The sequence below is a fragment of the uncultured Jatrophihabitans sp. genome (genome assembly GCF_964244045.1).
GTDB lineage: Bacteria > Actinomycetota > Actinomycetes > Mycobacteriales > Jatrophihabitantaceae > Jatrophihabitans.
In genome coordinates this window covers 3,136-21,443 of the sequence record NZ_CAXTHK010000021.1, presented here as the reverse complement: position 1 = coordinate 21,443, position 18,308 = coordinate 3,136, and the positions used below count along the sequence as shown (strand labels likewise).

Below are 18,308 nucleotides of genomic sequence, written 5' to 3'. Positions count from 1 at the left end.
AACGGTGTGGCGCGGTTCGTGCACGACGTGCACATGCGGTGGTCCGACATGGACGCCTACCGGCACGTCAACAACACTGCGTACCTGACCTACCTGGAGCAGGCCCGGGTGGCCATGTTTTTCGACCGGTTCGTCAGCTTCGCCGACGGCACGGTCATCGCCAAGCACGAGATCACCTATTTACGGCCGGTGATCTACCACCCCGAGCCGCTCCGGATCGAGGCGTGGGTCGACACGATCCGTGGCGCGTCGTTCGTCGTGCACTACGAGGTACTCGACGAGGGCGTCGTCGCGGCGCGGGCCTCGACGCAATGTGTCACCGTCGACTTCGCCCACGACCGACCGCGCCGGCTCACCGACGAGGAACGCGAGGTGCTCCGTGGGTTCGCCGACGAGCCGGCGTCCGCACGGTGACCCCGCTGACCGGCGCCGACCGCGAGACGCTGCACGAGCTCGCACCGGTGCTGCGTCGGGCCGTCACGCTCGACGCGCAGAGCCTCACGCGCATCCGCCTGGTCGATCGCACCGCCACGGCGCTGGTGCGGCTGCCGTTCGGCGTGCTCGTCTCGCGCACCGTTGAGGCGCCCGGACGCGACGTAAGCACCGACGTCACCGCCCGCGCGAGCGAGTTACTTGCCTGGCTCGACTGCGAAACCGATGAACCCCCGCCCGCCCGCGACGTCGAGTGGCGCACCGGTCTGCCGCCCGCAACCGGCTGGGCGCGCATCGAATCCGTGCCCGACGACGTCGTGCGGCCGCTTGTGCGAAGCGGTGCCGTCGCACTGCGCGACGCCGCTGTTCGCGAAGGGGTGCCTGGCGCCCAGCCGCGGGCCGAGGTGGCCGATGCACTGCTGGACTCGACCGTGCTCACCGTCGAGGACGACACCGGCACTCGGGCTGAGGTATCGCTGCGGGCGCTGTCGGCCCTCACTCGGATGGGCTTCCTGCCCCACGGCGGCCGCACCCTCGTCGACGTCCACGGTCGGTGGACCCGGGTCGTCGCGGAGTACGGCACCGTCTACCTCGAGCAGCCCAGCGCGTTGACCCTCAGGTAGTCGACCTGAGCCAGACTGCGGTGTCGGGTGGCAACTGGCCACCGCTCACCGGCCCGGACGCGATCAGCACGTCGCCCGGCGGCAACGGCACCGATGCCGAGCCGGCGTTGAGCAGCACAGTCACCGCACCGCGGCGGTAGGACAGGCAGCCGGCCGGCGCTTCGAGCCAGTCGACCTTCGAGTCGGGTAGCTCGGCCAGCGACGTTCGGCGGTGTGCGATCGCTGTGCGGAAGAGGTGCAGCGTCGAGCCCGGGTCGGCGCCTTCGGCCTCGACCGTCACCGCGGCCCAGCCCTCAGGCATCGGCAACCACGGCGTTCCGGTCGTGAAGCCGTAGGGTGCGGTCGAGCCGCTCCACGGCAGCGGCACCCGCTCACCGTCGCGGCCGCGTTCGGTGTGTCCGCTGCGTTCCCAGGTCGGGTCCTGCAGGGCGTCGTCGGGCAGCTCGACGTTCTGCAGGCCCAGCTCGTCACCGTTGTAGAGGTACACCGCGCCGGGCAGGGAGAGCTGCACCAGCGCAGCGGCGCGTGCCCGGGCGACACCGATCGCGCCGCCGCCGTAGCGGGTGGCTACCCGGTCCACATCGTGGTTCGAGAGCACCCAGGTGCACGGCGCGCCGACCTCGGTCAGTGCGGAGAGCGAGTCGTCGATGGCGCTGCGGTACGAGTCGGCACCCCACAGAGCAACAACCAGTTCGAAGTTGAACGTGAGGTTCAGCTCGTCAGGGCGGACGTAGAGCGCGAGTCGCCGAGCGTCCGCGACCCATGTCTCGCCGACGGCCATCCGCTCGCCGTCGTAGGACTCGAGCACCTGCCGGAACAGGCGGTGATAGGCGTGTACGCCGTCCTGGTCCCACCGCACGTCGGCGGCGTCGGGCATGTTGCCGCCGTCCAGGGCACGCCGCAGCGCTGCCGGAGTGAGGTCGGGTAGGCCGGCCGGCTTGGCCATGGAGTGCGCGACGTCGATGCGGAACCCGTCGACTCCCTTGTCCAGCCAGAAGCGCATGATGCGTTCGAACTCCGCCGGCACCGCCGGGTTCTCCCAGTTCAGGTCGGGCTGCTCGGGCGCGAACAGGTGCAGGTACCACTCGCCGTCGGGCAACCGCGTCCACGCCGGGCCGCCGAACTGCGAGGGCCAGTTGTTGGGTGGCTGCGCGCCGTCGAGTCCGCGGCCGGGGCGGATGACGAAGCGGTCGCGCAGTGCGGTGTCGCCGGCCAGCACGGCCTGGAACCACGGGTGCTGGTCGGAGAAGTGGTTGGGCACCATGTCGATGGTGATCCGCACCCCGCGGGTGTGCGCCGCGTCGAGGAGTTCGTCGAAGTCGGCGAGCGTGCCGAAGATCGGGTCGACGTCGCAGGGGTCGGCGACGTCGTAGCCACCGTCGGCCATCGGCGAGCGGTAGAACGGTGAGATCCACAGCGCGTCGACGCCCAGCTCGACGAGGTGGTCGAGACGCTCACGGACGCCGATCAGGTCGCCGGTGCCGTCGCCGTTGCCGTCAGCGAAGCTGCGGGGATACACCTGGTAGAACACGGCGGACGCCCACCACGGGACCGAGACAGTCACCCGGGCAGGTTACGCATCGACTCGGCGGCGGTCGTGAAGTAGCTCCACATGGTGGCGTCGTACTGGGCGGGCAGGGCCAGCGTGTCGAGAGCGTGCCGCATCCGGTGCAGCCAGGCGTCGCGGGCTGCGACCCCGATCGGGAACGGGGCATGGCGCATCCGCAGCCGCGGGTGGCCACGCTCGTCGGAGTAGGTGGTTGGCCCACCCCAGTACTGCATGAGGAACAGCCGCAACCGTTCGGCCGCGGCGCTGAGTTCGTCCTCGGGGTAGAGCGGGCGCAGCACATCGTCCTCGGCCACGCCGGCGTAGAAGGCGTCGACGAGCCGACGGAACGTCTCCTCGCCGCCGATTGCGGCGTAGAAGGTGTCCGCCCGTTCTTCCCTGCCCTGCTGGTTGCCAAGTGCTCCGCCCACACGGCCATTGTCCCCGACGGCTGAGTACCGTCCGGTCATGGACTTCGATCTGATCGTGTTGGGGCTTGGGCCGGGTGGCGAGGACCTGGCCGAGCAGGTGGCCAAGGCCGGCAAGTCGGTGCTCGGCATCGACGAGCGGTTGGTCGGCGGTGAGTGTCCGTACTTCGGCTGCATCCCGTCGAAGATGATCCTGCGCGCGGCCGACGTCCTGGCGGAGTCGCGCCGGGTCGACCAGCTCGCCGGGCACGCCTCGGACGAGCCCGACTTCGGCGTGGTGGCCGAGCGCATCAGCAGCGAGGCCACCGACGACTGGGACGACCGGGTGGCGGTCGAGCGCCTTGAGGAATCCGGCGCGACGTTCCGCCGCGGCTCGGGCAAGTTGGCCGGTCGCGACGACCAGGGGCGGCTGCTCGTCGAGGTCGGCGGCGAGACCCACACCGCGGCGGCGGTCGCGGTTGCCACCGGCACCCGGCCGAGCGTCCCGCCGATCGACGGGCTGGACGGCCTGGAAACCGGTGTCGACGGCCCGGTGTGGACGAACCGCGAGATCCTGCGCACGAAGACCGCGCCGCGTTCGATGGTCGTGCTGGGCGGAGGAGTCATCAGCTGTGAGCTCGCGCAGGGCTTCGCGCGCTTCGGCACCGCCGTGACGTTGGTCGAGCAGGGTGCGCGGTTGCTGGGCCGCGAGGAGCCCGAGGCCGGTGAGGTGTTACAGCAGGTATTCGCCGACGGGGGCATCACCGTGCGATGCGGGCAGGCCGTCAACAAGGTCGAAGCTGGTGCTGGAGGTATAGCCGGGGTTCAAGTAAGACTGGCCGACGGCAGCACCGTCACCGGCGAGAAGCTGCTGCTTGCCGCGGGCCGCACCCCCAACCTTGACCACATCGGGCTCGAGACGGTCGACCTCGACCCGTCGGCCCACCAGCTCGACGTCGACAACCACATGCAGGTCCAGGACGCCGACGGCTCGACGGTCGACGGGCTGTTCGCGATCGGCGACGTCACCGGCAAGGGCCCGTTCACCCACGTCTCCGTGTGGCAGGCGCGGGTGCTGGGCGCCCATCTGCTCCGGCGTGACGAGCCGTTCGGCGGTTACGACGCCATGGCTTGGGCGACGTTCACCGACCCCGAGATCGGCCGGGTGGGCATGAGTGAGCAGCAGGCCCGCGACGCCGGGTTGAGCGTCAAGGTCGGCGTGCAGCAGATCGCGTCGAACAGCCGGGGCTGGATCTACGGCGCCGGTAATGCCGGGTTCATCAAGGTGGTCCAGGACGCCGATACCGGGCTGCTCGTCGGCGCCACCACCTGCGGTCCGCACGGTGGCGAGCTGATCGGGATGCTGACGCTGGCCGTGCACGCCAAGGTGCCCGTGTCGACGATGCTGACCATGCACTATGTCTTCCCGACCCTGCACCGCGGCGTGCTCGAGGCCCTCCAGGCCCTCGCCTGACCCACGCGAAGCGGTTAGGGGGACGGCGGTGGGGCTGTCGGGTCGGCCGTCGGCGCCGGCTCGGGCGGCCCGGCGGCGGGGTCGACGCGCGAGACGTGTAGCTCGGTGCCTCCATCGGGGGCGGGGTGGCCGATGTCGAGGGAGTCCAGGCGGTCGCGGATGCGCCGGCGCAGCTCGCGCGCAGTGCGCCATTGCTCCAGCGGGCGCACGCGAGCCACCAGCCGGATGACCGTCTCGTAGCGGGTCAGCGACTCGACGCCCTGCACCTCGGGCTCGCTGAGGAAGACGTGCTCCCACTCGTCCTCGGCACGCATGGCCAACGCGACCTCGTGCATCGCCTCGGACGCCATCCCGACGTCGGCCCACGCGTCGATCGGGATGTCGAGCACCACGGTCGCGAAGCCCTGGCTCTTGTTGCCGACCCGCAGGACCTCGCCGTTGCGGACGTACCAGACCGTCCCGTTGACGTCCCGCAACCTCGTGCTGCGCAAGCCGACCGCCTCGACGGTGCCGCTGGCCAACTGGAAGTCGATGACGTCGCCGACGCCGTACTGGTCCTCCATCATCATGAACATGCCGGACAGGAAGTCCTTGACGATGTTCTGCGCGCCGAAGCCCAGCGCCACGCCCACGACGGACGTGCCGGCAATGAACGGGGCGAGGTCGAAGCCGAGCGTGCTGACGATCAGCATGAACGCGATCACGCCCATGAGGAACGAGACGGCCGACTTCACCACCGAGCCGATGGTGTTGGCGCGCTGGGCGCGGCGCTCGGACAGCAGGCCCGAGGACTCGAACAGCGAGCTGGTCTGGATCCGCTCGCGGAACGGACGCAAGATGCTCGGCACGCCGCCGTCGGCGACGGGACGCACCGCGCGGTTGATCAGCCGATGGACGACCGCCCGGATGATCAGCGTGACGACGATGATCGAGACGATCCGGATCGGCACCTCGAAGAACGCGTGACTGTGGTCGTGCACGAACTTCGGCAGGGCGACGGGGCTACCGGCGAGGACGGAGAAGCGGGGGCCGTTCATCCGAACCACCATGCCACGGCCGCCCGGCCGTCCGTCCGACCCGACGCGCCGAGCTGTGGTTTGTAGCACGGATAGGCGTTGCCCCAAAAGATGTGCATAGCGCCCGTGCGTCCGGTTGACTGTCAGGCACAGCAGGAGGTGACGGATGGGTGCAGCGCTGGTGTTGAACGCCACGTACGAGCCCCTGTGCGTCGTGCCGCTGCGGCGCGCGGTCGTCCTGGTGCTCGCCGAGAAGGCGCTGGTCGTCGAGGCCAGCGAGCGGGTCATGCACTCGGAGCGGTTGAGCGTGCCGATCCCGACCGTGGTGCGCTTGGCCCGCTTCGTGCGGGTGCCCTACCGCAGAGACGTCCCGCTGACCCGCCGCGCGGTGCTCGATCGCGACGCACACGGCTGCGTGTACTGCGGTGCCCGCGCCGACACGATCGACCACGTGCGGCCGCGCTCGCGGGCGGCCAGCACGTCTGGACGAATGTCGTCGCCGCATGCGCCCGGTGCAACCACCGCAAGGGCGATCGACTCCTGGGCGAGATCGGCTGGTCGCTGCCGACGCCGCCGATGCAGCCGCCCGCGACCGTCGCGGTCGTCATGGGTTGGGCCTCGCGCGAGCCGTCGTGGGATCGGTACCTCGGCCTGACGGCGCCTGCCGTCGCCCCGGCCGTCTGAACCGTCAGCCGGTCGCCGCTTCTTCGGCCGCAAGCACGGCACAATCGGCCACGACGGCGAGAGCCTGCTCGAGCTCGTCGGTGCCGGGGAAGCTCGGGGCGATGCGGATGTTGCTGTCGTCGGGGTCGATGCCGCCCGGGAACGGGGCCCCGGCGGGGGTCAGCTTGACGCCCGCATCGCCGGCCAGGCCGACGACTCGCGCCGCGGTGCCCGGCGTGACCTGCAGGCTGACGAAGTAACCGCCGTTCGGCTCGGACCACGAGGTGCCGGGCAGGCCGGTCAACCGCGACGACAGCGCCTGCTGAACGGCAGCGAACTTCGGCTCGAGGATCTCGCGGTGCTTGCCCATGTGCGTCACTACGCCTGCGGTGTCGCCGAAGAACTCGGCGTGCTGCAGCTGCACGATGCGGTTCGGGCCGATCGTGCGGTACGCCGAGTGCTGCAGCCACCAGGCCAGGTTCGACGGCGAGCTGCCCAAGAACGACACCCCGCCGCCGGCAAAGGTGATCTTCGACGTGGAGCCGAAGACGAACGCGCGGTCGGGGTTTCCGGCCGCCGCGCAGGCGGCCAGGAAGTCGTCGAGCTCGTCGGGGGTGTCGGTGAGGTCGTGCACGGCGTAGGCGTTGTCCCAGTAGACGCGAAAGTCGTCGGCGGCCGCGGGCATCGCAGCGAGTCGACGGACGGTCTCCGGGCTGCACGTCCAACCGACCGGGTTGTTGTACTTCGGGACGATCCACATGCCCTTGACCGAGGCGTCCTCGGCGACGAGCCGCTCGACGACATCCATGTCGGGGCCGTCAGCGGTGGTCGGCACGGCAATCATGTTCACGCCGAGGTCGCCGCACACACCGAAGTGCCGGTCGTAGCCGGGGACGGGGCACAGGAACGTGGGCGCGCCTGCGTCCTTCCAGGCCGGTGCGCCTGGCGTGGGCGAGTGGAAGAACGATGTCGCCACGGTGAGGTACATCAGCTCGAGGCTGGAGTTGTTGGCCGCCGCGAGCTGGTCGACCGGCACCTGCAGCAGTGGCGAGAAGATTTCGCGCAGCTCGCGCAGCCCCAGCGCGGTGCCGCCGTAGTTGCGGGTGTCCTTGTCGACGAGCAGGGCGGACTTCTCGACGGGCAACTCCAGCAGACCGTCGGACAAGGTCAGCTGCTCCGGGCTCGGCTTGCCCCTGGTGATGTCGAGCGCAAGCCCCTTGTCGAGCCACCGTTCGTAGTCGGTGCGTGCGGCGGTGGCCATGCGCTGCGCTCCTCGCGACAGGGCCCGAGGCATCGGGCTGGGTGTACTCCAGCGTATGGGGCACAGCCGAACGGTTAGCGGACGGGCCGCGCTAGCGTCATGACTCGTGGCAGCCCTGCACGACCTCAGCGCGCTCGAGGCGTCTGCTGCGGTGCGGCGGGGCGAGGTCAGCCCGACCGAGCTCGTCGAGCACGCACTAGATCGAATCGCCCGCCTCGACGACCAGTTGGGCGCGTTCGTGACGGTTACCGCCGACCGGGCCCGCGCCGAAGCCGCGGCGGCCGACGAGCTGGTGCGCACCGGCGGCGACCTACCACCGCTGCTCGGGGTGCCGACCGCCATCAAGGACCTGAACATGGTCGCCGGTGTGCCGACCAAGCTCGGTTCGACGGCCTTCGCGGATTTCGTCCCCGACTACGACGACTCCGTCGTGCGCCTGCTGCGCACCGCCGGGACGATCAGCGTCGGCAAGACGGCCACGCCCGAGCTCGGCCTGCCCTGCTACACCGAGACCGATCTGGGCCTGCCCGCCCGCACGCCCTGGGACACCGCACGCTTGGCTGGCGGCTCATCGGGCGGTGCGGGCGCCGCCGTGGCCGGCGGGTTCGTACCGATCGCGCAAGGCAGTGACGGCGGCGGCTCGGTCCGCATCCCGGCCAGCGTCTGCGGGCTGGTCGGGCTCAAGCCCACGCGGGGACGGGTGTCGCGTGGCCCCCTGGACGTCGACGCCACCCGGTTGTCCGTGCTCGGGCCGCTCGCCCGGACCGTAAGGGACGCCGCGGCCTTCCTGGACGCGGTCGCTGTACCGCAGCCAGGCGATCCCGAGCTCCTGCCGCCACCGTCCACCTCCTTCCTCGACGCGTGCGATCGCGACCCGGGTCGCCTACGGATCGGACGGCTGGTCGACTCGCCGATGGAGTTCGAGATCGAACCCGACGTTCGCATCGCCTGGGAGCAGGCGTGCACTGTGCTCGCCGGCCTGGGCCACGACCTCGAGGACACCGCGCCGCCGATCCCACCCGAGGCGGTGCCGCTGTTCGAGACCGTGTGGGCGGTGTCGGCGGCGTCGGCCCCGATCCCGCCCGACCGCGAGCACCTGCTGCGCCCGCTGACCAGGCATCTGCGGGCGCGCGGGGCGGCGGCGAGCGGCCCGCAGTTCGCCCACGCGCTCGGCATGCTCAACGAGTACGCGAGGCGAGGGCGCACCGCGTCGGCACATCTCGACGTCGTCGTGGCGCCGACCCTGGCCATGACGCCACGTCCAGTCGGCTGGTTCACCGACGGCCTCGACCCCGCGGAGGACTTCGAGCGGCAGAAACGGTTCACGCCGTTCACCGCGATGTACAACACGACCGGCCAGCCGGCGATCTCGCTACCGCTGTACGAGTCTGCGGACGGTCTGCCGATCGGCATCATGCTGGTGGGCCGGCTGGGCGCTGAACAGCTGCTGCTGTCACTGGCCGCCCAGCTCGAGCAAGCCCTGCCGTGGCAGGCGCGCCGGCCCCCGATCTGGTCGGCCTGACCGTGTCCGCGAGTCCGGTCCGGCTGCGGATGCTCAGTATGGATTCGCTAAGTTGATCCCGTGACTGTCGTCCAGACGCTGCTGGTGTTCGTGGGCATTCCCGCGGCCATCGTCCTGTTCCTGTTCCTGGCCGTGTACGGCAAGTCGCTGGCCCGCCAGCCCAACCGCTACCGCCCTGGTAAGGCGTGGGACTACGAGCCTGCCTGGTACGTCCCGCACCCCGAGGTCAGGTCCGGCTCCGCGCCGGCCACCTCTACCACTGCGACCGGGGGTGCCAGCGGTGAGTGGTGACGTCGTTCCGCGCGAGGTAGTCAGCATCAAACAGCAGGAAGTGCAGCACGGGCCACGGGGCAACCTCGGCGGTGACGGTGCGTTCACCACCCGCCAGCTGGCCCGTTTGGACGAGGCGATCACGCTGTCCAGCCGCGAGACGGGCCTGACGTTCTCGGTCTACGTCGGCGAGTTGCAGGCGCCCACCCGCGCCCACGCCGAGGCCTTGTTCGAGCGACTCACCGACTCTTCCGTACTGGTGGCGGTGTCACCCGGGCAGCGCTCGCTGCACATCGTCACCGGCCCGGAGTCCGCGAAGCGACTGCCCAACCGTTCCTGCGCGCTGGCCGCGCTGGCCATGCGCGGAGCATTCGGCAACGGCGACCTCACCAACGGCATCGTCGTCGGCCTGCGGATGCTGGCCGACGCCGCCGGCTCGCGCTGAGCGTTCCGCGCGAGCCCGCGGCGGTCAGCCGGTAGCTGCAGCGCTGTCGGCAGCCCGGGCGTTGAGGGCCCGCTGGATGTCTGCGCGTCCCTCCTGCACCAGGCGGCGCAGGGCGTTCGGCACGTCGTCGCGGTCAAGAAACGCATCGGCCGCCTCAACGGTCGACGGTGTGATTGTCGAGGTCCAGGTCGGGAACAACCCGACGACGACGTTCTGTGCAAGCTCGCTGGTGCGCCGCTCCCAGATCTCGGCGATCACCGAGAAGTACCGCTCGACGTACGGGGCCAGCAGCGCGCCCTGAGTGGGATGGGCGAAGCCGCCGATGACCGCCTCCTGCATGGCATTCGGCAGCGTGTCGTCGTCGACCGCGAGGTGCCAGGCGTGCTCCTTGGCCTCGGCCGTGGGCTGCAGCGCCCGTGCGGTGGCCGCGTGTCGTTGGCCGGCGGCCGACGGGTCGCGCACGAGCTCGGCCTCGATCTCCTCGGCCGTCACCGACCCGAGCGCCGACAGCGTCAGGATCATCGACCAGCGCAGCTCGTGGTCGACGGCCAGGCCGTCGAGCACCGTGCTGCCGTCGAGCAGCCCGCGTACGTACGCGACCTGCTCCGGCGTGCGAGCCGAGCCGAGCAGGGCGTGCACCCAGGCCAGCTGATGGTCCGAACCCGGCGCGGACGACTGCAGTGCCGAGTGTGCCGCCTCGCCGAGCGCGACATACCCCTGGGTTGCCCACTGCGGGTCGGCATAGATCTCCAGCGCCCGCAGGGCCTGCCGGGTCAGCGACTGCATGACGCCGATGTCGGTCTCGTGCTGCGCACCGGCCACTACGAGAGCGACGTAGTCGCGGGTGGCCATCTCGCCGTCGCGGGTCATGTCCCACGCCGCCGACCAGCACAGCGCTCGGGCCAGCGGCGACTCGAGCTTGGCGATCCCGCCGGAGCGCAGCGTGCGCAAGCTGTTGTCGTCGAGGCGCTGCTTGCAGTAGGTGAGGTCGTCGTCATTGACGAGCAGCAGTGCCGGGCGGGCGACGCCGACCAGCTCGGCCACCGCAGTGCGGGCGCCGGTGACGTCGAGTTCGAGGTGGTGCGTCCGCACGAGGCCACGGGGAGCTTGCGACCCGTCTGAGGCAGAGCCGTCCAGTTCCTGCTCCTCGTACAACCCGACCGCCAGCCGGTGCGGCCGCAGCGTGTTGGTCGAGGCGACCTCGGTGGGCGCGGACTGCACGATCTCGAACTCGGCGAAGGCCCCGTCGCCGTCGAGCGTGAACTCGGCCCGGACGGTGTTGATGCCGGTGGTTTCGAGCCACAGCTTCGACCATTCGCCGAGGTCGCGGCCGGAGGAGTTCTCGAGCGCGCGCAGCAGGTCGGCGAGCGTCGTGTTGCCGTAGGCGTGCTCGTGGAAGTAGTCGCGCAGGCCGGCGAGGAACGCGTCGACGCCGACGTACGCGCCGAGTTGTTTGAGCACGCTGGCGCCCTTGGCGTAGGTGATGCCGTCGAAGTTCACCTCGGCCGTCTGCACGTCGGGGGCGTCGGTGGCGATCGGGTGCGTCGAGGGCAGCTGGTCCTGCCGGTAGGCCCAGGACTTCTCGGCGTTGGCGAAGGTGGCCCAGGCCTCGGTGAACCGGGTGGCGCTGGTCTGGCAGAGCATCGAGGCATACGTTGCAAACGACTCGTTGAGCCAGAGGTCGTCCCACCAGCGCATGGTCACGAGGTCGCCGAACCACATGTGCGCCATCTCGTGCAGGATCGTCTCGCAGCGCCGCTCGTAGCGGGCGTCGGTGACCTTGCTGCGGAACACGTAGTCCTCGCGGAAGGTGACGCAACCGGCGTTCTCCATGGCCCCGGCGTTGAACTCGGGGACGAAGAGCTGGTCGTACTTGTCGAAGGCGTACCGGACGCCGAAGTTGGCGTGGTACCAGTCGAAGCCCTGCTTGGTGATCTCGAACAGGTTGTCGGTGTCGAGGTACTCGGCGAGCGTGCTGCGGCACCACAGGCCGAGGTCGATGCCGTCGTGCCGGTCGGTGACCACGTGGTACGGGCCGGCGACCAGCGCGGTGATGTACGGGCTGACGGGCGGCGTGGTGGCGAAGTGCAGCCGCTTGCCGGCAGCAAGCGTCTCGGTGCGTTCGACGCGGCCGTTGGAGCTCGCCTGCCAGTGCTCGGGCACGGTGATCGTCAGCGTGAACGCGGCCTTGAGGTCGGGCTGGTCGAAGCAGGCGTACATGCGCTTGGCGTCGGCCGTCTCGAATTGCGAGTACAGGTAGGTCTCGCCGTCGATGGGGTCGACGAAGCGGTGCAGCCCCTCGCCGGTGTTGGTGTAGAGCAGGTCGGCGTCGACGACGAGGGTGTTGTCGTCGGCCAGGCCGGTCAGGACGATGCCGTCCTCGGGGCGGTAGGCGGATACGTCCACGTCGGTGTCGTTCAGCGTTACGGCGTGGAAGGAGTCGGCGATGACATCGATGAAGGTCTGTTCGCCGGCAGTCGCGGTGAACCGAACCGTGGTGGTGGCCCGGAACGTGCGCTGCGAAGGCGCGCCGGCGCCGTCGGTGAGGTCGAGGACCACATCGTAGGAGTCGACGTGCAGCAGTGCGGCGCGGGTCTGCGCGTCATCGCGGGTGAGGTTCGGAACGGCCACGAGTGGGGCGCTTCCTTTCGACGTCGGTGGTGCTTCGAGCGTGCCGGCGCGTGTGGATTCACGGGTGGCCCTCAAGGGAGAAGTCTGTCATGACGGGCCCGCCGGCGACGGTCGTGGCTATCGTGTGGGACATGCGTGAGGGCGATGAGGTACCCGAGTTCGAACTCCCCGACCAGACCGGCGCGACCCGCTCGCTGACCGGGCTGCTCGCCGACGGGCCGGTGGTGCTGTTCTTCTACCCCGCGGCCATGACCAGCGGGTGCACCAAGGAGGCGTGCCACTTCCGCGACGTCGCAGCCGACTACAAGTCCGCCGGCGCCCAGCGGGTGGGCATCAGTCGGGACTCCGTCGAGAAGCAGAAGCAGTTCTCGGACAAACACTCGTTCGACTACCCGCTGCTTGCCGACGCCGATGGCAAGGTCGCCGAGATCTTCGGTGTGGCCCGCGGCAAGATCGGGCAGAAGCTGGGTGCGCCGGTGAAGCGGTGGACCTTTGTCATCGGCACAGACCGCAAGGTCAAGAAGGTGCTGCACAGCGAGACGAACATGGACATGCATGCCGACGAGGCCCTGGCCGCACTGGCCTGAGCATTGCCCCGAGCGCTGTCCCGGCGCGGGGCTACGCTGGTTGACATGACTACTTCTTCTGCGGGTTCCGCCCTGTCAAAGCGTCCCGTCGTCGACTTCTACTTCGACCCGCTCTGTCCCTTCGCGTGGGTGACCTCGCGCTGGATTCTGGAGGTCGAGAAGCACCGCGACATGGAGCTGGCCTTTCGTGTCATGTCGCTGTCGGTGCTGAACTCCGGCCGTGAGGGCTTGCCGGACCAGTACAAGGAGCTGCTGCAGCGCGGCTGGGGCCCGGTGCGCGTCTGCATCGCGGCCGAACAGCAGTTCGGCGTGGGCGTCCTGCGCGACCTCTACACCGCGCTCGGCACCCGCAGGCACGACGACGGCCGGGATTTCGAGCGCACGGTCATCGTCGAGGCCCTGACCGAGGTCGGCCTGCCCGAGTCGTTGGCCGACGCCGCGGATTCCACCGACTTCGACGACGCGCTGAAGAAGTCACACCACCAGGGCATGGACCCGGTCGGCGATGAGGTCGGTACTCCGACCATTCACATTGACGGTGTTGCGTTCTTCGGCCCGGTCATCACCCGGGTGCCTGAGGACCCGGAGGTCTCGGTGCGCATGTGGGACGGCGCGCACCTGCTCGCCTCTTATCCCTACTTCTTCGAGCTCAAGCGGACCCGCACGGAGGGCCCGCAGTTCGAGCTCCGCGGCTGACCTCCAGCCTCTCCCGGTCAGCGCGGCGCGGGGCTGCCGTTGGCGATGTCGAAGCGCACCGCCTCGTCCGTGCTGTGCGGCGTCAGGCCGAAGGTCTGCTGCGCCGCCGTCGAGTCCAGCACGAACGGGCGCCGGAACTGGTGCTGGGTCTCGCGCAGTTCCTTGATGAACGGGCTGGTGAGCCCGGCCGCCCATACCGCGGCGTAGGGCAGGGCGCGAACCTTTGCCGGTACGCCCATGACGGCAGCCGCGGTGGCGGACAGTTCGCGCAGGCTGAGTGGTTCAGCGCTGGGGACGTGCCACGCCCGTCCCCACGCCCGCTCGTCCTCCGCGCACGTAGCGAGCAGCCTCGCAACGTCGCGGACGTCGGTGAAGGTGTGTGGGATGTCCAGCGCCGCCGGCAGGTACGCGGCGCGACCCTTGCGCCAGGCTGGGGTGACGACCGTCGAGAGCAACGAATTGCCGCCGAGGTAGTCGCTGCCGCGCGCCTCGAACATCCGGATGCGTCCTGCCTCGTGCGCCGCGAGCGCGTCGGCCCACATCTGATTGCGGACGCGGCCCTTGGTGCCGGTGGCGGCCAGCGGGGTCTGCTCGGTGATGGGTGCGTCGACGCGGCCGTAACCGTAGAGGTTGCCGGTAATGCCGACGACCGCGCCTGACGCCTCGGCGGCGGCGATCAACGCAGCGGAGATCGCCGGCCAGGTCTCGGCCCACTGGTGGTACGGCGGGTTGACGCAGTTGTAGATCACGGCGGCGCCACGCGTGAGTTCGGTGAGCTGGGCGGCGTCAGAGGCATCGGCAGTGACGCGCTCCGTACCATCGACGCCGGAACCGCTGCGGGTGACGACGCGGACCTCGTGGCCACGGACGAGCAGTTCGCGGGCGAGCGCGCTGCCGACCGGGCCGGCTCCGACGATGACGTGCTGGGACATGTCCGTTCCTCTCCATATCGAGAGCGGTGCTCTCTGTTACTAGTGAGAGCATCGCTCTCTTCAAAGCTCGAGTCAAGAGCAGTGCTCTCGATTGTCAGGCATACTCGTCGTCATGAGCACTGCTCCGACAGCCCGGGACATCGCCCGGGCCGACATGACCGAACGCATCAAGACCATCGCCCGGGCCCACCTGGCCAGCGACGGACCCGATCTCTCACTGCGGGCCGTGGCCCGGGAACTCGGCGTGGTCTCGTCGGCGGTCTACCGGTACTTCGCCAGCCGTGACGAGCTGCTGACCGCGCTCATCATCGACGGCTACGACAGTATGGGCGAGGCGGCCGAGCGGGCCGACGCCGCGGTGCCGCGCCGAGACCTCATGGGCCGTTGGATGGCGCTGGGCCGCGCGGCCCGGGCATGGTCACGGGACCGGCCGGCCGAGTACGCGCTGCTCTACGGCACCCCTATCCCGGGCTACGCCGCCCCGCAGGACACCGTGCCGAGCGCTCAGCGGGTGCTGCTGGTCGCCGTCGGAGTGGTCCGGGACGGCGTGGAGAAGGGGGTCGTGCCAACCCCGGCCGATCGGCTGCCCAAAGCTGTCCGGGCCGACTTCGCGCGGGTGGCGAGTTACCCGGGGTTCGAGGGTCTGCCACCGACCGTCCTGGGCCGGCTGATGTCGGTCTGGGCTCAGCTGTTCGGAACGCTCAGTTTCGAGCTGTTCGGTCGGTACACCGGGGCGGTCCTCGACCTCGACGCGTTCTTCGAGCATGAGCTGCGCACGATGGCCCGCCACATCGGCCTGCTGTAATGGCCCGGTGCGCCTGTTCCATCTCGTCCCGCCCGCGGTCTGGGCGGCTGCCGTCGCCGCGGGCGAGTACCGGCCGTCGTCACTAGACAGCGAGGGGTTCGTGCACTTCTCCTTCGCCGGCCAGGTGACCGGAACGGCCAACCTGCGTTACCGCGACGAGCCCGAGCTGGTGGTCGTCGAGATCGACTCCGCTGCCCTCGACGCCGAGGTGCGTGTGGAGGACACCTACGGCAGCGGGACGGAGTTCCCGCACGTATACGGGTCGGTGCCGACGTCCACCTCAGTGGCCGTGCACCCGTTGCGTCGCGTCGGCAACGGTGACTGGGTGTTCGAGCCGCCGACCTGAGCAGTCACTCGAGCCTGCGCAAGCGCTTCTGCATGGCCGGGTCGCTCACCCACCAGGGGACGTCGCGCTCGACCCGGGCGTCGGGCACGTCGACGGGTCCGTGGGGCACGGGCGGTTCGTCGAGCCCTCGACGGGCGGCCCGTTCAGCCTCCAGCACCGCGTCGACGTTCGCGGCGTCCCGGGCATCGGCGCGAAGCCAACGGCGGAACACCAGCAGCAGGAATGGCAGGTCGATGAGCTCGGCGATCGTCCAGAGGACGCCGCCGGCGAGCTGCTGGTCGTGCAGCGGCTTCGGGGACCAGCTGTGCCGATCGACGTGGTCGAAGTAGGACGTCGCCAGGTGGGTATTCAGGCGCAGTACGATCCCGGGCAGCGCGTCGATGACGAGCTCGAACGAGCCGATCGCCAGCGACAGCCCGACGGCGAGCGAGCTGACGTCGTCATCGAGCCCAACGAGCGGCAGGACCATCACGGCCCCGATGAGCACGAGGGCGAGGTGCAGCAGCCAGCCCACCGGCGCCGTCGTGATCGCCCAGCCCGGCAGCGGCCCGAAGAACAGCGCGAACGACAGGATGGGCACCAGCGCCGGGCCGATGAGCGGGTTCGAGACAATCTTGACGGGCCTGGAGCCGAGCACGCGGTCGATCCCGCTGCCGCGGCCGAACACGGCCCGCGCCAGCTGCAGCGGGTGGCCAAACAGCAGCACGATCGGCACGAACAGCCAGAGGAGCAAAGTCTGCGCAGCCCACACCCAGTACAGCGAGTCGGCGTAGGCCTCGAGAAAACCCGACGACGTCCAGAGCAGCAGCAGCAACCCGATCCCGAAGGTGATCGATCGTCCGCGCGGCCACGGTCGGCCGAGACGTCGGACGCCGATCGCGTAGGCCACCGCGAGAGCGATCACCACGACGACGGCCAGGGGCTCTACCGACCACTGGGTCAGGACACCGGACACGACGGGGCGGTCGAGCGCGGAGTCCACCGGTCCATGGTGCGCCTCGTGAGGGCGGCGGTCGCCCGCGGGCCGGAGCTGCGATGATTCGTCCATGCGCGTCTATCTCGGCAGCGACCACGCCGGCTTCGAGCTGAAGGCCAAGCTGGTCGAGCACGTCACCGGACTGGGTCACGAGGCGATCGACTGCGGCGCCCACACCTACGACGACCAGGACGACTACCCGCCGCCGTGCATCGCCGCGGCCGTGCGAATGGTCGCCGATCCCGGCAGCCTGTGCATCGTCATCGGCGGCTCGGGCAACGGCGAGCAGATCGCCGCCAACAAGGTGAGGGGCACCCGCGCTGCGTTGGTCTGGAGCGACGAGACCGCGACGCTGGCCCGCCAGCACAACGATGCGAACGTCATCAGCCTCGGAGCGCGAAACCACCCCGACGACGACATGCTGCGCTTCGTCGAGATCTTCCTGTCGACGCCGTTCTCCGGAGTCGCACGACACCAGCGACGCATCGACATGCTGGCCGAGTACGAGGCCACCGGCGTGATCGCGGGTCACGAGACGAGCTGAGCCTCAACCGAGGTAGAACCGGAGCGCGTCCGCATGCCGCTCGACGTACTCGGCCAGACCGGGCCGTTGCCCAACCACCGCGAGGTTGACCATCGACACCCGGCGGGCGGCCACCAGATCGGTGAGCAACGCGAGGTCGAGCTGCGGCCAAGGGCGGAGCTGCTCGTATCCGGCGCGAAAGGCGGTCAGTCCTGCGGCAAGGTCGACACCGCGGGTGACGCCGTAGATCGAGTGCGCGAGGTCCTGCTCGACGTGTGCCCAGCTGAGGTCCTGGAAGTCGATGGCTGACAGCTGCCCGCGATGAGCGACGACGTTGCTGGGCGTCAGGTCGCCGTGGACGAGGCGCGGCGGCGTATCGGAAGTCTGCCACAGCTGTTCGACGGCTGCTGCGGCCCGGTCGCGGGCGGCGGTAAGCACGGCGCGGTGCGGCGGCGGCAGTTCGGACAACAGATCGGGGACGTCGAAGTAGCGAACCGATCGCGCGCTCAGAGCTCCGGGCGGCGCGGTCGGCAGCGGTGGCGAGGCATCGTGCAGCCGTGCGCTCAGCACCGCGAGCTGCTGCACGAGCGCGGGGGAGACGGGCCGGTCCAGCGGTCCCCGGGAACCCAGGTCCACAGGCTGCACTCGCGCGAGCCGATGTGCACCGACGGCGCGCCGTCCGCTGCGGGAACGAGCTGCGGCACGCGCAGGCCCCGCTCGGCCAGCTGCGCAGTCCACCCGGCTTCCACGCGCACGGCGTCGGCGGGGTGCACCCGCCGTCCGGGCCCCACCCGTAGGACGAGCGTGGCCTGCGCGCATCGGACCCGGAACACCGTGTTGAACGATTCGGCCAAGCGGACCAGGCGGTACCCGCCGAGGTCGTAGCTGCGCAGAGCGGTGTGCGCGGCAGCGGTCAAGAGCGGCGGCGCCGGGGTTGGGACGGCGCCTCGGTGGCCGGGGTCCAGTTCCGGCGGACGATGGTGAGCTCGGCCTCTGCCTCGGCGAGGTCTTCGGCGGTCGGTCGGTTGAGGTCGCGCGCGCGCATCGCACCGGTGGGGCCGACCTGGGACGTCCCGGCGCCGGCGAGGTCTCGATCGCCGCGGCCCTTGGCGTCGCGGCCCTTGGCGTCGCGGCCCTTGGCGTCGCGGCCCTT

At 70.1% G+C, this 18,308-nt stretch carries 20 protein-coding genes and 2 pseudogenes; 12 read left to right on the top strand and 10 right to left on the bottom strand.

The genetic code is table 11. From position 1 onward, the window contains the following. Positions 1–18: 18 nt before the first annotated feature. Together ACFFC4_RS15335 and ACFFC4_RS15330 are read left to right on the top strand one after the other, a co-directional pair. Entirely contained in the window at positions 19–414 is a 396-nt protein-coding gene (locus ACFFC4_RS15335) for an acyl-CoA thioesterase (RefSeq protein WP_375502381.1), read from the top strand. After that, positions 411–1,055, top strand: a complete 645-nt coding sequence (locus ACFFC4_RS15330) for a hypothetical protein (RefSeq protein ID WP_375502379.1) — start codon at positions 411–413, stop codon at positions 1,053–1,055. Before ACFFC4_RS15335 ends, ACFFC4_RS15330 begins: the two co-directional genes overlap by 4 nt. Here ACFFC4_RS15330 and ACFFC4_RS15325 read toward each other — a convergent pair. Further along, positions 1,048–2,619 (bottom strand): glycoside hydrolase family 13 protein, encoded by a 1,572-nt coding sequence (locus ACFFC4_RS15325; protein WP_375502377.1) that lies wholly within the window; start codon positions 2,617–2,619, stop codon positions 1,048–1,050. The genes ACFFC4_RS15330 and ACFFC4_RS15325 overlap by 8 nt on opposite strands. Then, complete coding sequence (locus ACFFC4_RS15320; protein ID WP_375502375.1) at positions 2,616–3,071, bottom strand: globin; 456 nt, start codon at positions 3,069–3,071, stop codon at positions 2,616–2,618. Before ACFFC4_RS15320 ends, ACFFC4_RS15325 begins: the two co-directional genes overlap by 4 nt. Here ACFFC4_RS15320 and ACFFC4_RS15315 point away from each other — a divergent pair. Next, positions 3,070–4,482 carry a dihydrolipoyl dehydrogenase family protein gene (locus ACFFC4_RS15315; RefSeq protein ID WP_375502373.1) on the top strand — a complete coding sequence of 471 codons (1,413 nt, stop codon included), beginning with the start codon at positions 3,070–3,072 and terminating at the stop codon, positions 4,480–4,482. The genes ACFFC4_RS15320 and ACFFC4_RS15315 overlap by 2 nt on opposite strands. 14 nt (positions 4,483–4,496) lie before the next feature. On the opposite strand, the gene ACFFC4_RS15310 is transcribed toward ACFFC4_RS15315, so the two are convergent. Further along, on the bottom strand, positions 4,497–5,519 hold the full coding sequence (locus ACFFC4_RS15310) for a mechanosensitive ion channel family protein (protein ID WP_375502371.1): 1,023 nt from the start codon (positions 5,517–5,519) through the stop codon (positions 4,497–4,499). A 145-nt stretch (positions 5,520–5,664) separates the two neighbouring features. Between ACFFC4_RS15310 and ACFFC4_RS15305 the strand changes: the two are divergent. Next, positions 5,665–6,182: pseudogene (locus ACFFC4_RS15305) on the top strand (HNH endonuclease). A gap of 4 nt (positions 6,183–6,186) precedes the next feature. On the opposite strand, the gene ACFFC4_RS15300 reads toward ACFFC4_RS15305, so the two are convergent. After that, positions 6,187–7,422, bottom strand: coding sequence for an aminotransferase (locus ACFFC4_RS15300; protein WP_375502369.1), 1,236 nt, complete (start codon positions 7,420–7,422; stop codon positions 6,187–6,189). 106 nt (positions 7,423–7,528) lie between these two features. Here ACFFC4_RS15300 and ACFFC4_RS15295 point away from each other — a divergent pair, with 106 nt between their 5' ends. The 3 genes from ACFFC4_RS15295 to ACFFC4_RS15285 are packed head-to-tail and all read left to right on the top strand — an operon-like array spanning position 7,529 to position 9,659. After that, complete coding sequence (locus tag ACFFC4_RS15295; protein WP_375502367.1) at positions 7,529–8,944, top strand: amidase; 1,416 nt, start codon at positions 7,529–7,531, stop codon at positions 8,942–8,944. Between the two features lie 60 nt (positions 8,945–9,004). Continuing rightward, positions 9,005–9,235: a hypothetical protein gene (locus ACFFC4_RS15290; protein WP_375502365.1), complete on the top strand. Its 231-nt coding sequence runs from the start codon at positions 9,005–9,007 to the stop codon at positions 9,233–9,235. Beyond that, entirely contained in the window at positions 9,225–9,659 is a 435-nt protein-coding gene (locus ACFFC4_RS15285; RefSeq protein WP_375502363.1) for a DUF5130 family protein, read from the top strand. Before ACFFC4_RS15290 ends, ACFFC4_RS15285 begins: the two co-directional genes overlap by 11 nt. Positions 9,660–9,683: 24 nt before the next feature. Here ACFFC4_RS15285 and pepN read toward each other — a convergent pair whose 3' ends face one another. Next, positions 9,684–12,290, bottom strand: coding sequence for an aminopeptidase N (gene pepN, locus ACFFC4_RS15280; protein ID WP_375502361.1), 2,607 nt, complete (start codon positions 12,288–12,290; stop codon positions 9,684–9,686). 131 nt (positions 12,291–12,421) lie between these two features. Here pepN and ACFFC4_RS15275 point away from each other — a divergent pair, with 131 nt between their 5' ends. Then, complete coding sequence (locus tag ACFFC4_RS15275; RefSeq protein ID WP_375502474.1) at positions 12,422–12,877, top strand: peroxiredoxin; 456 nt, start codon at positions 12,422–12,424, stop codon at positions 12,875–12,877. Positions 12,878–12,922: 45 nt separating this feature from the next. Further along, positions 12,923–13,573 (top strand): disulfide bond formation protein DsbA, encoded by a 651-nt coding sequence (locus ACFFC4_RS15270; protein WP_375502359.1) that lies wholly within the window; start codon positions 12,923–12,925, stop codon positions 13,571–13,573. Between the two features lie 17 nt (positions 13,574–13,590). Here the strand turns inward: ACFFC4_RS15270 and ACFFC4_RS15265 are convergent, their stop codons facing one another. Continuing rightward, positions 13,591–14,505 carry an NAD-dependent epimerase/dehydratase family protein gene (locus tag ACFFC4_RS15265; RefSeq protein ID WP_375502357.1) on the bottom strand — a complete coding sequence of 305 codons (915 nt, stop codon included), beginning with the start codon at positions 14,503–14,505 and terminating at the stop codon, positions 13,591–13,593. Between the two features lie 112 nt (positions 14,506–14,617). Here ACFFC4_RS15265 and ACFFC4_RS15260 point away from each other — a divergent pair, with 112 nt between their 5' ends. Together ACFFC4_RS15260 and ACFFC4_RS15255 are read left to right on the top strand one after the other, a co-directional pair. Further along, entirely contained in the window at positions 14,618–15,310 is a 693-nt protein-coding gene (locus ACFFC4_RS15260; RefSeq protein ID WP_375502356.1) for a TetR/AcrR family transcriptional regulator, read from the top strand. Between the two features lie 7 nt (positions 15,311–15,317). Then, complete coding sequence (locus ACFFC4_RS15255) at positions 15,318–15,656, top strand: DUF952 domain-containing protein (RefSeq protein WP_375502354.1); 339 nt, start codon at positions 15,318–15,320, stop codon at positions 15,654–15,656. Between the two features lie 4 nt (positions 15,657–15,660). Here the strand turns inward: ACFFC4_RS15255 and ACFFC4_RS15250 are convergent, their stop codons facing one another. Beyond that, the gene (locus ACFFC4_RS15250) at positions 15,661–16,638 is read right to left on the bottom strand and encodes a cytochrome c oxidase assembly protein (protein WP_375502352.1); all 978 of its coding nucleotides are present in this window, start codon (positions 16,636–16,638) and stop codon (positions 15,661–15,663) included. Between the two features lie 64 nt (positions 16,639–16,702). Between ACFFC4_RS15250 and ACFFC4_RS15245 the strand changes: the two genes are divergently transcribed. Next, the gene (locus tag ACFFC4_RS15245; protein ID WP_375502350.1) at positions 16,703–17,176 is read left to right on the top strand and encodes a ribose-5-phosphate isomerase; all 474 of its coding nucleotides are present in this window, start codon (positions 16,703–16,705) and stop codon (positions 17,174–17,176) included. A gap of 3 nt (positions 17,177–17,179) precedes the next feature. Here ACFFC4_RS15245 and ACFFC4_RS15240 read toward each other — a convergent pair whose 3' ends face one another. From ACFFC4_RS15240 to ACFFC4_RS15230, 3 genes and pseudogenes are all read right to left on the bottom strand, one after another. Further along, the gene (locus ACFFC4_RS15240; protein ID WP_375502348.1) at positions 17,180–17,740 is read right to left on the bottom strand and encodes a phosphotransferase enzyme family protein; all 561 of its coding nucleotides are present in this window, start codon (positions 17,738–17,740) and stop codon (positions 17,180–17,182) included. Beyond that, positions 17,719–18,072, bottom strand: a complete 354-nt coding sequence (locus tag ACFFC4_RS15235) for a phosphotransferase (RefSeq protein ID WP_375502346.1) — start codon at positions 18,070–18,072, stop codon at positions 17,719–17,721. The genes ACFFC4_RS15240 and ACFFC4_RS15235 overlap by 22 nt, the downstream gene beginning before the upstream one ends. Continuing rightward, positions 18,069–18,308 (bottom strand): annotated as a pseudogene (locus tag ACFFC4_RS15230) (hypothetical protein); the annotation flags it as partial. The pseudogene ACFFC4_RS15230 and the gene ACFFC4_RS15235, both read right to left, overlap by 4 nt.